Origin of the sequence: Paracoccus sp. SY (genome assembly GCF_002901215.1) — a bacterium.
In the GTDB taxonomy this organism is placed as follows: domain Bacteria; phylum Pseudomonadota; class Alphaproteobacteria; order Rhodobacterales; family Rhodobacteraceae; genus Paracoccus; species Paracoccus acridae.
This window is the reverse complement of record NZ_NWMQ01000004.1, coordinates 52,340-67,680: the sequence shown is the minus strand read 5'-3', so window position 1 is coordinate 67,680 and position 15,341 is coordinate 52,340. Positions and strand designations below refer to the sequence as shown.

Below are 15,341 nucleotides of genomic sequence, written 5' to 3'. Positions count from 1 at the left end.
TGCGCGCCGTCCCGACCCTTTCGTTCTTCCCTGAAGGATTGCCCTTTATGCCGCTGTCATGGGCGTTGTTTGCAAGTTTCCTGCTGGCCGCGGCCGGTTACATCGTCGGCCGCAGCCGCGCCTTCGCCACCGCCGGCCCCGATGTCCGCAAGCTGCACAGCCGCCCCGCCTATCACGGGGCCAGCGTCGGGCTGGCGGCCTTGCTGCCCGCGCTGGCGGTGTTGGCTGCGGGGGCGATCCTGCGCCTGGCTGGCGTCCTGTCAAGCGACACCGGCCCGATCATCGGCATCGTCGCCCTGATCGCGGCCATCGCGGGGCTGGGCTTCGGCGTCATGCGCATCGGCCGGGAATACCAGGCCCGCAACGTGGTCGAACACATGGTGCTGGGCCTGCTGATGCTGTGTTCGCTGATCGCCATCGTGACGACCGCCGGGATCGTGCTGTCCCTGGTCTTCGAGACGGGGCATTTCTTCCGGGTCTATGACTGGAAGACCTTCTTCTTCGGCACCGAATGGACGCCGCGCTTCCAGGGCAATTCGCAACTGGGGATCGTGCCGCTGCTGTGGGGCACGATGTATGTGTCGGCCATCGCGCTTCTGGTGGCGGTGCCCATCGGGCTGTTCGCCGCCGTCTATATGTCGGAATACGCGTCGCGCCGGGTGCGCGGCTTCGTCAAGCCCGCCATCGAGGTTCTGGCCGGCATCCCCACCATCGTCTATGGCCTGTTCGCCCTGATCACCGTGGGGCCGCTTTTGCGCGATTACTTTGCGCAGCCGCTGGGCCTGGGCAATTCGGGCACCTCGGTCCTGACCGCCGGGCTGGTCATGGGGATCATGCTGATCCCCTTTGTCAGTTCGCTGTCCGACGACATCATCAACGCGGTGCCGCAATCCCTGCGCGACGGCGCCCTAGGCCTTGGATCGACGCCTTCGGAAACCGTGCGCCAGGTGGTCCTGCCCGCGGCCCTGCCGGGCATCGTGGGCGCGGTTCTGCTGGCCGCCAGCCGCGCCATCGGCGAGACGATGATCGTGGTGCTGGGCGCGGGCGCCGCCGCGCAGATGAGCCTCAACCCGCTGGAGGCGATGACCACCATCACCGTCAAGATCGTCAGCCAACTGACCGGCGACAGCGACTTCAACTCGCCCGAGACGCTGGTGGCCTTTGCCCTGGGGCTGACGCTGTTCGTCATCACCCTGGCCCTGAACGTGGTCGCGCTCTACATCGTGCGCAAATATCGCGAGCAATACGAATGACCGATATGCCGCTGTCCTCGTCGGCCGCCCTGCCGGACCGCAAGCCTGCCTCGCTTCTGGAACAGGATGCGCGCACCAAGGCCCGCAACGCCGCCGAGAAGCGTTTTCGCCTGTATGGCGTCGCCGCCATCGCGATTTCCATGATCGCGCTTGTGGTGCTGCTGGCGACGATCCTGACGGGCGGGGCGGGCGCCTTTCGCCAGACCTATCTGAACATCCCCGTGACGCTTGACGCCGCCGTGCTGGACCCCAAGGGCAACCGCGACCCGGCCGAGATGGCCAAGGTGCTGACCCTGTCCTATGGCCGCGTCCTGGACGCCGCGGTCGAGGCCACGGTCGCCCGCCACGGCATCCAGATCGAGGGCTTGACGGAAAAGGACATCGACGGCCTGATCTCGAAGGAGGCTTCGGCCCAGGTGCGCGACCGCGTGCTGGCCAATCCGGATCTGGTCGGCCAGACGGTCGAATTCGACGTGCTGACCGGCGGGCGCATCGACGGGTACTTCAAGGGCCGCGTGACGATGGAAAGCGCGGAACGCGACAGCAACACCTCGCCCCAGCAGCTTCTTCTTGCGCAGGAACTGGCGGATCGCGGGGAAATGGTCACCCGCTTCAACTGGAACTTCCTCACCAATGCCGACGCATCCGATCAGCGCCCCGAGGCGGCGGGCGTGGGCGTGGCGATCCTGGGGTCGTTCTACATGATGCTGGTGGTGCTGGCGCTTGCGGTGCCCATCGGCATCGCTGCCAGCATCTATCTTGAGGAATTCGCCCCCAAGAACCGCATCACCGACATCATCGAGGTCAACATCTCGAACCTGGCCGCCGTGCCGTCGATCGTCTTCGGCATCCTGGGGCTGGCGGCCTTCATCAACTTCGCGGGTCTGCCGCAATCGGCGCCCATCGTGGGCGGGCTGGTGCTGACCCTGATGACGCTGCCGCGCATCATCATTCCCACCCGCGCCGCGCTGAAGGCCGTGCCGCCGTCGATCCGCGACGCGGCCTTGGGCGTGGGCGCGTCCAAGATGCAGTCGGTCTTTCACCATGTCCTGCCGCTGGCGACCCCCGGCATCCTGACCGGGGTGATCCTGGGTCTGGCCCAGGCCCTTGGGGAAACGGCGCCGCTTCTGCTGATCGGCATGGTGGCCTTTATCCGCGACCACCCCGACGGGCTGCCCGGCGGCCTGTTCGACCCGGCCTCCGCCCTGCCGGTGCAGGTCTATAACTGGACGCAGCGGTCGGACCCGGCCTTCATCGAACGGGCCTCGGGCGCGATCATCGTGCTGCTGATCTTCCTGCTTTGCATGAACGTGCTGGCCATCTGGCTGCGCCGCAAGTTCGAACGCCGTTGGTAATCGGTCCGTTGGAGGCCAATATGTACGATATGAACCGCCCGGAGAAAGCCGTGTCCCAGATAGAGACCAAGATTTCCGCCCGCAAGGTGCAGGTCTATTACGGCGACAAGCACGCCCTGAAGGATGTGGACGTGGACATCCTGGACAAGACCGTGACCGCCTTCATCGGCCCGTCGGGCTGCGGCAAGTCCACCTTCCTGCGCTGCATCAACCGCATGAACGACACCATTCCCATCGCCCGGGTCGAAGGTCAGATCCTGCTGGACAACGAGGATGTCTATGACCGCCGCGTCGATCCGGTGCAGCTTCGCGCCAAGGTGGGCATGGTCTTCCAGAAGCCGAACCCCTTCCCGAAGTCGATCTATGACAACGTGGCTTACGGCCCCCGCATCCACGGGCTTGCCCGCAACCGCGCCGAACTGGACGGCATCGTCGAAAAGGCCCTGCGCGGCGCGGCGCTGTGGAACGAGGTCAAGGACCGGCTGTCCGAACCCGGCACCGGCCTGTCGGGCGGCCAGCAGCAGCGGCTGTGCATCGCCCGCGCGGTGGCCACCAGCCCCGAGGTCCTGCTGATGGACGAACCCTGTTCGGCGCTCGACCCCATCGCCACCGCCCAGGTCGAGGAACTGATCGAGGAGTTGCGCAGCCAGTTCTCGGTGGTGATCGTCACCCATTCGATGCAGCAGGCCGCGCGCGTCAGCCAGAAGACCGCCTTCTTCCACCTGGGCAACCTGGTCGAATACGGCGACACCGACGACATCTTCACCAGGCCGAGAGACAGCCGGACCGAGGCCTATATCTCGGGCCGGATCGGCTGACAGGACAAGGGCAGGAATGATGAACCGCGAAAAGCATATCTCGTCGGCTTTCGACCGCGATCTGGAAACGATCCAGGCCCTGGCCGTCAAGATGGGAGGCATGGTTGAGGCCGCCATCTCGGATGCCGCCACCGCCCTGGAAACCAGCGATGTGGAACTGGCCGAACAGGTGCGCCGCCGCGACAAGGCCATCGACGCGCTGGAAATGCAGATCAACGAGGACGCGGCCCGCCTGATCGCCCTGCGCGCGCCCACGGCCACCGACCTGCGCATGGTGCTCGCGGTGATGAAGATCGCCCATTCGCTGGAACGGGTGGGCGATTACGCCAAGAACATGGCCAAGCGCACCCATGTGCTGTCGCAGATGCCGCCCATCGACGGCGCGGGCCTGGCCCTGCGCCGGATGAGCACGGCGGTGGGCAAGATGGTCCAGGACGCGCTTGACAGCTATATCCGCCGGGACGCCGGCCTGGCCGAGGATGTGCGCCAGCGCGACCTGGAGGTGGACCAGATGTACAACGCGCTGTTCCGCGAATTCCTGACCCACATGATGGAAGACCCGCGCAACATCACCGCCTGCATGCACCTGCATTTCATCGCCAAGAACGTCGAACGGATGGGCGATCTTGCCACCGCCGTCGCCGAACAGGTGATCTATCTTGTGACCGGAGAGATGCCCGAGGAAAGCCGCCCCAAGGACAACAACGTGCCGGGCCTGGGTTCCGGCGCGGCAGAGGCCTGACGGCGATGGCGCGGCAATCCCCCTGCGTCCTGGTGGTCGAGGACGAGGGCGCGCAGCGCGAGGTGCTGCAATACAACCTGGAGGCCGAGGGCTTCGCCGTCGTGGTGGCCGACAATGGCGAGGACGCGCTGCTGCTGGTCCAGGAAGAACAGCCGGACCTGATGGTGCTGGACTGGATGCTGCCCAAGGTCTCGGGGATCGAGGTCTGCCGCCAGGTCAAGGCGGACCCCGCCACCCGGTCCATCCCCATCATCATGCTGTCCGCCCGCAGCGAGGAAAGCGACCGCGTGCGGGGCCTGGAAACCGGGGCCGACGATTATGTCGTGAAGCCCTATTCCGTGGTCGAGCTGATGGCCCGGCTGCGCACGCAGTTGCGCCGCACCCGGCCCGCCAGCATGGGCGAACGGCTGTCCTTCGGCGACATCATCCTGGACGCCGCCGAACATCGCGTGTTCCGCGCGGGCCAGCCGCTGCATCTGGGCCCGACCGAATTCCGGCTGTTGTCCACGCTGATGGAAAAGCCGGGCCGGGTCTGGACGCGCGAACAGCTGCTGGACCGGGTCTGGGGGCGCGACATCTATGTCGATACGCGCACCATCGACGTGCATGTGGGCCGGTTGCGCAAGGCGCTGATGCAGAACGGCGGCGACAACCCGGTGCGCACCGTGCGCGGCACGGGATATTCGCTGGGCTAGGCCCGGTTGGCGATGAAGGAGATCACTTCCTCGATCCCGGGAATGGCATCGCCCGCACCGGGGATCGTGACCTTCAGCGCCGCCGCGCCCGCTGCCAGGCGCAGTGCCGCAGGGATCGCGTCGCCCCGATCCAGGGCGGCGGCGAAATAGCCCGTGAAGGTGTCGCCCGCCCCGGTCGTATCGACCGGATTGACCGGGAACGCGGCCTGGCGGTGAACCTCGCCCGTCACCAGATCCCGGTATTCCGCGCCGTCGCCCCCGCGCGTGATCAGCAGGCCTTGGACCGGCAGGTTCCCCGGCATGGCCGCGAACAGGGCCTCGGCCTCGCCCGCGTTCATGGCCAGGATCGTCGCATGGGGCAGCATCGGCCGAACCGCCTCGATATCGAAGGGCGCCGCGGAATAGACGACACGCGCGCCCGCCCGCCGCGCGATCCGGGCCGCCTCGGTCTGGCCCGAGGTTTCGTTCTGGATCAGCAGCGTATCCTGCGCCTTCATGGCCGATAGCGGCTTTTCCAGCATCGCCGGGGTGATCGCCCGGTTCGCGCCGGGATGGATGACGATGGAATTCTCGGCCTCTTGGTCCAGCAGGATGATGGCATGGCCCGTCGCCTGGCCGGACAGGCGCAGGATATCGGCGGTGCAGACGCCCCGGTCGCGCAGGCGGGCGATCACCCAGTCGTCGCCGGTGCCCATGGCCCCGACATGGTGGGTGATCGCGCCCGCACGCGCAGCCGCGATCGACTGGTTCGCGCCCTTGCCGCCCAGACCCTGCGCATAGCTGCGGGAGGCCAGCGTTTCGCCCGGCCTGGGCAGGTGATCCAGCCGATAAACGTGGTCGATATTGATCGACCCCAGGTTCCAGATCGCCATGAACTTCCTTTCGATATGCCTTCTGGACATGGTGGCGGGCGCGCGAGGATTGTCCAGTAACGAAAAACGCGCCCCGCAGGGGGGCGCGCCAAGATCGCAGGATCGTGGATCAGTGCTTCTTGTGAAGCTTCCGCTTGTGCGGCGCCCACAGCCGCTTGTTCGTCAGATACAGCAGCGAGGTCAGCACGATCAAGAACAGCACCGACACCAGGCCGACCTGCTTGCGGTCGGTCAGCTTGGGTTCGGCGGTCCACATCAGGAAGGCCGAAACGTCGCGGGCCATCTGGTCGACCGTGGCGGGGGTGCCGTCCTCATAGGTGACCAGATCGTCCGACAGGGGCGGCGGCATGGCGATGTTGCCGCTGGCAAAGGCGGTGTTTTCGTAAAGCACCGTGCCCGCCTGTTCGACTTCCTCGCCGGTATAGCTGACCAGAAGCGCATGGATGTATTCCGGGCCGCCGATGCCGTTGACCAGCTGGCTGATGCCCGTCCCGTAGGGGCCGTGGAACGCCGCGCGGGCCTTGGCCATCAACGACAGATCCGGTCCCATGCCGTCGCCCGTGACCGTGGGGAAATGGTCCGTCGGAAGACGGGCACGTTCCTCGCCGGTTTCGGGATCCAGGATCGGGGTCAGGTTCGCGGCATAGGCGCGGACCTGGTCCTCGGGCAGGCCGGGGCCGCCGTCGTCATGCAGCGTGCGGATCGGCACGAACTTCAGGCCGTGGCAGGCCGCGCAGACCTCGGTATAGACCTGAAGGCCGCGCTGAAGCTGGAACTGGTCGAACTTGCCGAAGGGACCCTCGAAGCTGAAGGCGATGTCCTCGATATGGACGGCGCCGTGGCTGTCGGCATGCTCTTCCTCGCCCTCGATCGCGGTGTGACCCTCGGCTTCGCTGGCGTCATCCTCGGGCGTGCCCTCGATGTCGTCATGGCCTTCCTCGGCCACCACTGTGCCGGTGGTTTCCGCCGGGGCGGCGGCTTCGTCGCCTTCCGTGACCTGGACCGCGTCCGCAGCCGGTTCGCCAGCATCGCTGGCGCCTTCGGCGGGCGCGTCGGTGGCGGGTTCCGCCGCAGCCGGTTCCGCCGCATCTTCGGCGGGCACGGCAGCGGGTTCCTCGGCACCGGCTTCCGTTGCCGGCTCGGCCGGGGCGGCGGGCTGTTCAGCCGCGCCCTCTGCCTGGGGTTCCGCCGGGGTTTCGCCGTCCGTCGCGGTCACCGAAGGCGTTTCCGGTGCCTCCATCGGCGTCTGCTCGGCCCCGGCGGGAGCTGTTGACGGCTCGGACGACTGGGCCGGCGCGGTTGCGCTTTCCCCAGCCGGGGTTTCTCCTGATCCTGCCTCGACCGGGGCGGCGGGCGCCTCGGCGGGGGCTTGGGCAGGGGTTTCCGCCGGTGTGGCGGCGGGTTCGGTCGACTGCTGCGCACCGGTCCCCCCCTGGGGGGCGGGAACCGGAGTGGCCGCATCCTGCGCAAGGGCGACGCCGCCCGCAAAGATGGCCAGGGCCAGCGCGGCCGTGAGCGTCTTGGTTCTCAGGGTCATCGTCTGGCTCTCCTTACTCGGCCATGCGCGTGGGCGATTCGTAATGCGCAAGGTAGTCTTCCTCGATCGTGGCGGGCATCGGCTCGGGCTTCTCGATCACGCCCAGCAGCGGCAGGATGACCAGGAAATAGGCGAACCAATAGGCCGAGGCGATCAGCGAGATCGTGGCATAGGGTTCCTCGGCCGGCATGGCGCCGCACCACATCAGCAGCACGAAGTCCAGGGCCAGAAGCCAGTACCACCACTTGAACTGCGGACGATAGCGGCCCGAGCGCACCCGGCTGGTGTCCAGCCACGGCACAAGCGCCATGACCAGGATCGCGCCGAACATCGCCAGCACGCCGAAGAACTTGGCGTCGATGATGCCGAAGGACAGGAACTGGACGATCTGCACGATCCAGACATCGGCCGTGAAGGCGCGCAGGATCGCGTAGAAGGGCAGGAAGTACCACTCCGGCACGATATGGGCCGGGGTCACCAGCGGGTTCGCCTCGATATAGTTGTCGGGGTGGCCCAGATAGTTCGGCATGAAGCCCACGACCGCGAAGAACACGACCAGCACCACGCCAAGCGCGAACAGGTCCTTCATCACGAAATAGGGCCAGAAGGGCAGGGTGTCCTTCTGCGCGTCTTCCTTGCTGGTGCGGCGCACCTCGACCCCGGTGGGGTTGTTGTTGCCGGTGGTGTGGAAGGCCCAGATATGGACGATCACAAGGCCCAGGATGACGAAGGGCAGCAGGTAGTGCAGCGAGAAGAAGCGGTTCAGCGTGGCGTTGTCCACGGCCGGTCCGCCCAGCAGCCATTGCTGGATCGCGCCGCCGACGCCCGGGACCGCGCCGAACAGGCCGGTGATCACGGTCGCGCCCCAGAAGGACATCTGGCCCCATGGCAGCACATAGCCCATGAAGGCGGTGGCCATCATCAGGATGTAGATCAGCATCCCGATGATATAGGTGACCTCGCGCGGGGCCTTGTAGTTGCCGTAGTAAAGGTTGCGGAACATGTGCAGATACACGGCCACGAAGAACAGCGAGGCGCCGTTCGCGTGCAGATAGCGCAGCATGTAGCCGCCGTTCACGTTGCGCATGATGTGTTCGACCGATGCGAAGGCCATGTCCACATGCGGCGTGTAATGCATCACCAGGACGATGCCGGTGACGATCTGCAGGACCAGGCAGAACATCAAGACGATGCCCCAGATCCACATCCAGTTCAGGTTCTTCGGCGTGGGGATCATGATCGTGTCATAGATCACGCCTGCGATCGGCAAGCGGCGGTAAAGCCACTTTTCAAAGCCCGTCTTGGGCTCGTAATGGTCGTGCGGAATTCCGGCCATCGAGATCCCTCCTCAGCCCAGCTTGATGGTGGTGTCGTCGAGGAATTCGGCGACGGGAATGTGCAGGTTCTGCGGCGCGGGGCCGCGGCGGATGCGTCCGGCGGTGTCATAATGCGAACCGTGGCAGGGGCAGAACCAGCCGCCGAAATCGCCCGCGCCGTCCCCGATGGGAACGCAGCCCAGGTGGGTGCAGACGCCGATCTGGACCAGCCATTCGCCGGCCTCGTCCAGGGTGCGGTTCTCGTCCGTGGCGGGGGCGGTGGGGTCGTTTGCGTTCTGCGCGCTGGGGTCGATCAGTTCGCTGACATCGACCGCGCGGGCGGCCTCGATCTCTTCGGCGGTGCGGCGGCGGATGAACACGGGCTTGCCCAGCCACTTGACGGTCAGCTGGGTGCCTTCCGCGACCCCGCTGACATCGACCTGGATCGAGGCGAGCGCCTGGACATCGGCCGAGGGGTTCATCTGGTTCACAAGCGTCCAGGCGGCGGCACCGGCGGCCACCGTGCCTGCGCCCGCCGTGGCATAATAGAGGAAATCCCTCCGGGTGCCTACGTGGTCATCTGCGTGGGACACGGGTCATTCTCCAATTCGGGCCGGGGACCGGCCGATACGACAATCCGGGCCGCGCATTGTCGCAGCCTTCGCGGGGGCGGTTCTAGCCTTCAATTATCTGTCAGTCCAGCGGGTAAGCCCCTGCAGGCGGCCCCGATGCCCAGCCGATGTTGGAAATTTGTCGCGGGCATTTCGTCGCAGGTCCTGGGGCAAGGGCCGGGCAAGACAAGGGGCTTTCAGCCCCCTTGGCTGCACGCGGCCTTCACCCCCGAGGATATTTGAATGAAGAAGAATTTCACAAAAGGCCCTGGCTGCGGAAGCTGAGTTCGCGCGACTTGCCGATGATCAGGTGGTCGTGGATGGTGATTCCCATGCTGTCGGCGGCCTGGGCGATCCGGGCCGTCATGGTGATATCGGCATCCGAGGGCGTGGGATCGCCCGAAGGGTGGTTGTGGACCAGGATCAGGGCCGAGGCGTTCAGTTCCAGGGCCCGCCGGATGATTTCGCGGGGATAGACGGGGACATGATCGACGGTGCCGCGCGCCTGTTCCTCGTCCGCGATCAGAACGTTCTTGCGGTCGAGATAGAGGACGCGGAACTGTTCGATCTCGCGATGCGCCATGGCGGTGTGGCAATAATCCAGAAGCGCGTCCCATCCTGACAGCACGGGGCGGTGCATGACCTTGGCCCGCGCCATGCGCTGCGCCGCAGCCTCGACGATCTTGAGTTCGGTGACAACGGCCGGGCCGACGCCCGCAACCTGTTCTAGCCGGGTGGCGGGGGCCGTCAGCACGCGGTTGAAGTCGCCGAAGGTCTCGATCAGGCGGCGGGCGAGGGGTTTCACGTCCTGGCGGGGAATGGCGCGGAACAGGACCAGTTCCAGCATCTCGTAATCCGGCATGGCGCTGGCGCCGCCCTTCATGAAGCGGTCGCGCAACCGGGCGCGGTGATCGGCCAGATAGGACGGCGCCTTGCCGCCAGGAACCGCGATCAGGGCCGCCTCGTCGGGGGCGGGCTGGAACAAGGGCAGGGGCATTTCGCCAAAGGTGCGATTCGGGTCCATGGCGCCAGCATGGACCCGCAGCGGTGAAGGAAAGGTTAACGCGCGGGATCAGCCGCGCATCCCCTCCCAGAAGTTCTTGACCTTGTTGAAGAAGCTGTCCGATTGCGGGCTGTTGTCGGCCTGTTCGGCCTCGAACTCGCGCAGCAATTCGCGCTGGCGGGCGGTCAGGTTCACGGGGGTTTCGACGACCAGTTCGATCAGCATGTCCCCCGGCTCGCCCGCGGCGCCAGGACCGTGGCGCAGGGGCGGCATCCCCTTGCCGCGCAGGCGCATCTGCCGGCCCGACTGGCTGCCCGCCGGAACCTTGACTCGGGCACGGCCGCCGTCGATGGTCGGCACCTCGACCTCTCCGCCCAGGGCGGCGGTGGCCATGCTGACCGGCACCTGGCAGGCCAGGACCTTGCCGTCGCGCAGGAAGATCGCGTGGTCCTGCACCTCGATGAAGATATAAAGATCGCCCGCCGGGCCGCCGCGCAGGCCTGCCTCGCCCTCGCCGGCCAGGCGGATGCGGGTGCCGGTTTCCACGCCGGCGGGGATGTTCACCGACAGCGTGCGTTCGCGTTCGATGCGGCCGGCGCCATGGCAGGCCTTGCAGGGGTTCTTGACGATCTGGCCCTGGCCGCCACAGGTGGGGCAGGTGCGTTCGACGGTGAAGAAGCCCTGCTGCGCCCGGACCTTGCCCATGCCGGCGCAGGTCGGGCAGGCGGCGGGCTGGGTCGCGCCTTCGGCGCCGGTGCCCTGGCATTCCTCGCAGGCGATGGAGCCGGGAACGGTGATCGACTTCTTCAGCCCGGCATAGGCGTCCTCCAGGCTGACCCGCAGGTTATAGCGCAGATCCTGGCCCCGTTGCGCCCGCGAACGGCCCCCCCCGCCGCCCCGGCGGCCCATCATGTCGCCGAACAGATCCTCGAACACATCGGCGAAGGCGCTGCCGAAATCGCCCGGATGCGCGCCGCGTCCGTTGAAGCCGCCCATGCCGCCGTCAAATGCCGCATGGCCGAAGCGGTCATAGGCCGCCTTCTTCTGGTCGTCCTTGAGGCAGTCATACGCCTCGTTGGCTTCCTTGAAATGGGCTTCGGCCTGGGGGTTGTCCTTGTTGCGGTCGGGATGAAGTTCCTTCGCCTTCTGGCGATAGGCCTTCTTGATTTCCTCGGCCGATGCCCCGCGCGTCACGCCCAGAACCTCGTAATAGCAACGCTTGGCCATCTTTTGTCCTGTCTGGTTCCCCAACGAAACGGCCGGCCCGCGTCATTCCGCGGACCGGCCCCGAAAGGGTGCGGCCCGGATCAGCCGCGCTTCTTGTCTTCGCCGAGATCCTCGAAATCGGCATCCACGATGTCGTCGTCCACGTTGCGCGCGCGGTCGCCATCGTCGTCACCGGCCTCCGGCGACGCCTGCTGCGACTTGTAGATCGCCTCGCCCAGCTTCATGGACGCATCCATAACGTTCTGGATGCCGCCGCGGATCTTGCCCGCGTCGTCCGACTTGACCGCTTCTTCCAGGGCGCCCACGGCCAGTTCGATCGCCTCGACGGTCGAGCCATCGACCTTGTCGCCGTGTTCTTCCAGCGACTTCCTGGTCGAATGGATCAGGCTTTCGGCCTGGTTCTTGGCCTCGACCAGTTCGCGGCGCTGCTTGTCGGCATCGGCATTGGCTTCCGCGTCCTTCACCATCCGCTCGATGTCCTCGTCGGTCAGACCCCCCGAGGCCTGGATGGTGATGTTCTGCGTCTTGCCGGTGCCCTTGTCCTTGGCGCTGACGGACACGATGCCGTTGGCGTCGATGTCGAAGGTCACCTCGATCTGCGGCAACCCGCGCGGCGCGGGCGGAATGTCCTCAAGGTTGAACTGGCCCAGAAGCTTGTTGTCGGCCGCCATCTCGCGTTCGCCCTGGAACACCCGGATCGTCACGGCGTTCTGGTTGTCCTCGGCGGTCGAGAAGATCTGCGACTTCTTGGTCGGGATCGTGGTGTTGCGGTCGATCAGGCGCGTGAACACGCCGCCCAGGGTTTCGATGCCCAGCGACAGCGGCGTCACGTCCAGCAGGACCACGTCCTTGACGTCACCTTGCAGCACACCCGCCTGGATGGCCGCGCCCAGGGCCACGACCTCGTCGGGGTTGACGCCCTTGTGGGGTTCCTTGCCGAAGAACTCGGTCACGGCCTCGATCACCTTGGGCATCCGGGTCATGCCGCCGACCAGGACGATCTCGTCGATGTCGGATTTCGACACGCCCGCGTCCTTGATGGCGTCGGCCACCGGCTTCATGGTGCGCTTGATGAGGTCGCCCACCAGGCTTTCAAGCTTGGCGCGCGTCAGCTTGATGACCAGGTGCAGCGGGGTGCCGCTGTTCTTGTCCATGCTGATGAACGGCTGGTTGATTTCCGTCTGGCTGGCCGAGGACAGTTCGATCTTGGCCTTCTCGGCGGCTTCCTTCAGGCGCTGAAGGGCCATCTTGTCCTTGGTCAGATCGACGCCGTGTTCCTTTTTGAACTCGTCCGCCAGATAGTTGACGATGCGCATGTCGAAGTCTTCGCCGCCCAGGAACGTGTCCCCGTTGGTCGATTTCACCTCGAACAACCCGTCGTCGATTTCCAGGATGGTGATGTCGAAGGTGCCGCCGCCAAGGTCATAGACCGCGATGGTCTTGCTGTCCTTCTTGTCCAGGCCATAGGCCAGGGCGGCCGCAGTCGGCTCGTTGATGATGCGCAGGACTTCCAGGCCCGCGATCTTGCCCGCGTCCTTGGTCGCCTGGCGCTGCGCGTCGTTGAAATAGGCGGGAACCGTGATGACGGCCTGCGTCACCGTCTCGCCCAGATAGGATTCGGCGGTTTCCTTCATCTTCTGAAGGATCATCGCGCTGACCTGGGCGGGGGAATACTTCTCGCCCCGCACCTCGACCCAGGCGTCGCCGTTGCCGGCGTCCACGATGTTGTAGGGGACAAGCTTCTTGTCTTTTTCAACCGCCTCGTCGCCGATGCGGCGGCCGATCAGGCGCTTGACGGCGAAGACGGTGTTGGTGGGGTTCGTGACCGCCTGGCGCTTGGCAGGCTGGCCGACCAGACGCTCGCTTTCCGTGAAGCCCACGATCGAGGGCGTGGTGCGCGCGCCTTCGCTGTTCTCGATGACCTTGGGCTGGCTGCCGTCCATGATCGCGACGCAGCTGTTCGTGGTGCCGAGGTCGATGCCGATGACTTTTGACATGCTTGTTTCCTTCTTGCGGCGATTACACTGGACTTCGGGTCCGTTACGGCCCCCGAGGCCCGATCCCAAAAACACTCTTCAGGTCCGGGAACCCGGACGCTTCGGGGGTGTATATAGGGATGGTTTGAAGCCCCGCAAGCGCCGGATGCGGGCAATTTGCGCCTGCTCAATCAGCCGCGCTCCAGCTGATGGATTCGTATTTGCGGGTGGTGAAGTTGATCAGCAGCCCGATCATCATGGCCGCCAGCGAGAACCAGAGCGCGTAAAGCGGATCGGTCTTCAGGGGCGTGTAGTTGATGAACAGAAAGCCGCGCTGCTGGTCGATGATGTGGAACAGCGGGTTCCAGATGAACCAGGGCAGCAGGGCATTGGGCACCAGGTTGCCCACGAACATCTTGCCCGAGGCGAACATGTTGATCCGCTGATAGGCTGTGGTGAGCAGCTTGGACCCGCGCGGCGACCAGGGCCGGATCCCCAGGAACACCAGCCCGATGCAGGCCCCCGAAAACCACGACAGCAGATACATCCCCAGGGATCCCGGCCAGAAGTCGAACCGGATCGGCGCGATCACCACATGATACAGCCACAGGATCGCGATGCAGCTGACCGTCTGGCGGTAAAGCACCGCCAGGGCCGCCGAGGCGATCAGGATCGCGGGGTTGAGCGGTTCGTGCTTGACCAGCCCGCCCGAGACCGAATGGCTGCCCGCCACCGCGCCCGAGGCCTGGACATGGACCATGAACATGAAGATGCCCGACATCAGATACAGCATGAAATCGCCGCGAATGGGCGAGTTGCGCACCCCCATGACGAGGTAGATCAGCAGGAACGCCATCATGAAGATCGCGGATTGCAGGATCGTCAGCAGCAGGCCCATGACCGCGTTGCGATGATCGTTGCGCAGGTTGTAGACGGTCTGGTGATAGATCAGGCCAAGCGTCGTTCCGCCCGCCTGGATGATCGTGCTGTTCTTTCGCTGGTTGAACAAAGTCCCTGCCCGCCTGCTGCCTTGTCCGACGGGCGCTTGCCCAAGCCGTCCGCCGCGATCATAAGAGTGTCCGGCCCCCCTCACAATCGACAGGGCCGTGCCGAAAGGGCCGTCAGGGAAGGAAACTAGATGGAATTTGAACGACTGACCGCCCTGATGCGGACACTGGCCCTGCAGGCGGGGGCACGGATCATGGAAATCTATCAGGCCGATGATTTCGAAATCCGGGCGAAATCCGACGATTCGCCCGTCACCGCTGCAGACGAGGCCGCCGATGCGCTGATCTCGGCCGGGCTGCGCGAGGCCTTCCCGGACATCCCCCTGATCACCGAGGAGCAGGCCGCGAGCCATGGCCAGGCCGCGCAAACCTTCCTGATCGTCGATCCGCTGGACGGCACCAAGGAATTCGTGCAGCGGCGCGGGGATTTCACGGTCAACATCGCCTATGTCCAGGACGGCGTGCCGCTGCATGGCGTGGTCTATGCCCCGGCCAAGGGACGGCTGTTCTATACCACCGCCGACGGGCGCTCGGTCGAGGAGCACGGCCCCTTCGGCGAGGTTCCGGGCGAAACCGTCCCCATCGGCGTGAACCCGATCCCCGACAACCGCGGGTTGATGGTGGTGGCGTCGAAATCCCATCGCGACGCCGCGACCGACGACTATATTGCCCAATACGCGGTGCGCGACATGACCAGTGCCGGGTCGTCGCTGAAGTTCTGCCTTGTGGCGACGGGCGAGGCCGATCTTTACCCCCGGCTGGGCCGGACGATGGAATGGGACACGGCGGCGGGCGATGCCGTGCTGCGCGGGGCCGGCGGCGAAGTGGTCCGGTTCGACGACCATACCCCCCTGACCTATGGCAAGCCGGGGTTCGAGAACCCGTTCTTTATCGCCTTCGCGCCGGGCGTGCTGCTGGTTCGGGCCTGA

At 65.7% G+C, this 15,341-nt stretch carries 14 protein-coding genes; 6 read left to right on the top strand and 8 right to left on the bottom strand.

Annotated elements, in window-relative coordinates; all coding sequences use genetic code 11:
• Nucleotides 1-47 precede the first annotated feature (47 nt).
• Genes pstC through phoB form a run of 5 tightly spaced genes read left to right on the top strand, consistent with a single transcriptional unit; the run spans nucleotide 48 to nucleotide 4,863 of the window.
• Entirely contained in the window at nucleotides 48-1,253 is a 1,206-nt protein-coding gene (gene pstC / locus CK944_RS05255; protein ID WP_103171997.1) for a phosphate ABC transporter permease subunit PstC, read from the top strand.
• The gene (gene pstA / locus CK944_RS05250) at nucleotides 1,250-2,608 is read left to right on the top strand and encodes a phosphate ABC transporter permease PstA (protein ID WP_103171996.1); all 1,359 of its coding nucleotides are present in this window, start codon (nucleotides 1,250-1,252) and stop codon (nucleotides 2,606-2,608) included. Before pstC ends, pstA begins: the two co-directional genes overlap by 4 nt.
• 20 nt (nucleotides 2,609-2,628) lie before the next feature.
• Nucleotides 2,629-3,426 (top strand): phosphate ABC transporter ATP-binding protein PstB, encoded by a 798-nt coding sequence (gene pstB, locus CK944_RS05245; protein WP_103171995.1) that lies wholly within the window; start codon nucleotides 2,629-2,631, stop codon nucleotides 3,424-3,426.
• Nucleotides 3,427-3,445: 19 nt separating this feature from the next.
• Nucleotides 3,446-4,168, top strand: a complete 723-nt coding sequence (gene phoU, locus CK944_RS05240) for a phosphate signaling complex protein PhoU (RefSeq protein WP_103172129.1) — start codon at nucleotides 3,446-3,448, stop codon at nucleotides 4,166-4,168.
• A 5-nt stretch (nucleotides 4,169-4,173) separates the two neighbouring features.
• The gene (gene phoB / locus CK944_RS05235) at nucleotides 4,174-4,863 is read left to right on the top strand and encodes a phosphate regulon transcriptional regulator PhoB (protein WP_103171994.1); all 690 of its coding nucleotides are present in this window, start codon (nucleotides 4,174-4,176) and stop codon (nucleotides 4,861-4,863) included.
• Here phoB and CK944_RS05230 read toward each other — a convergent pair.
• From CK944_RS05230 to CK944_RS05195, 8 genes are all read right to left on the bottom strand, one after another.
• Nucleotides 4,860-5,735: a ribokinase gene (locus CK944_RS05230; RefSeq protein ID WP_103171993.1), complete on the bottom strand. Its 876-nt coding sequence runs from the start codon at nucleotides 5,733-5,735 to the stop codon at nucleotides 4,860-4,862. The two genes, phoB and CK944_RS05230, sit on opposite strands and share 4 nt — an antisense overlap.
• A 109-nt stretch (nucleotides 5,736-5,844) precedes the next feature.
• Nucleotides 5,845-6,606 (bottom strand): cytochrome c1, encoded by a 762-nt coding sequence (locus CK944_RS23945; protein WP_229665092.1) that lies wholly within the window; start codon nucleotides 6,604-6,606, stop codon nucleotides 5,845-5,847.
• A 679-nt stretch (nucleotides 6,607-7,285) separates the two neighbouring features.
• Entirely contained in the window at nucleotides 7,286-8,608 is a 1,323-nt protein-coding gene (gene petB / locus CK944_RS05220) for a cytochrome b (RefSeq protein ID WP_103171991.1), read from the bottom strand.
• A 12-nt stretch (nucleotides 8,609-8,620) separates the two neighbouring features.
• Entirely contained in the window at nucleotides 8,621-9,181 is a 561-nt protein-coding gene (gene petA, locus CK944_RS05215) for a ubiquinol-cytochrome c reductase iron-sulfur subunit (protein ID WP_103171990.1), read from the bottom strand.
• Nucleotides 9,182-9,455: 274 nt separating this feature from the next.
• Nucleotides 9,456-10,223: a DNA repair protein RadC gene (gene radC, locus CK944_RS05210; protein WP_103171989.1), complete on the bottom strand. Its 768-nt coding sequence runs from the start codon at nucleotides 10,221-10,223 to the stop codon at nucleotides 9,456-9,458.
• Between the two features lie 48 nt (nucleotides 10,224-10,271).
• On the bottom strand, nucleotides 10,272-11,429 hold the full coding sequence (dnaJ, locus tag CK944_RS05205; RefSeq protein WP_103171988.1) for a molecular chaperone DnaJ: 1,158 nt from the start codon (nucleotides 11,427-11,429) through the stop codon (nucleotides 10,272-10,274).
• Nucleotides 11,430-11,509: 80 nt separating this feature from the next.
• Nucleotides 11,510-13,426, bottom strand: a complete 1,917-nt coding sequence (gene dnaK, locus CK944_RS05200; RefSeq protein WP_103171987.1) for a molecular chaperone DnaK — start codon at nucleotides 13,424-13,426, stop codon at nucleotides 11,510-11,512.
• A 166-nt stretch (nucleotides 13,427-13,592) separates the two neighbouring features.
• The gene (locus tag CK944_RS05195; protein WP_103171986.1) at nucleotides 13,593-14,414 is read right to left on the bottom strand and encodes an ABC transporter permease; all 822 of its coding nucleotides are present in this window, start codon (nucleotides 14,412-14,414) and stop codon (nucleotides 13,593-13,595) included.
• Nucleotides 14,415-14,543: 129 nt separating this feature from the next.
• Between CK944_RS05195 and cysQ the strand changes: the two genes are divergently transcribed.
• The gene (gene cysQ, locus CK944_RS05190; protein WP_103171985.1) at nucleotides 14,544-15,341 is read left to right on the top strand and encodes a 3'(2'),5'-bisphosphate nucleotidase CysQ; all 798 of its coding nucleotides are present in this window, start codon (nucleotides 14,544-14,546) and stop codon (nucleotides 15,339-15,341) included.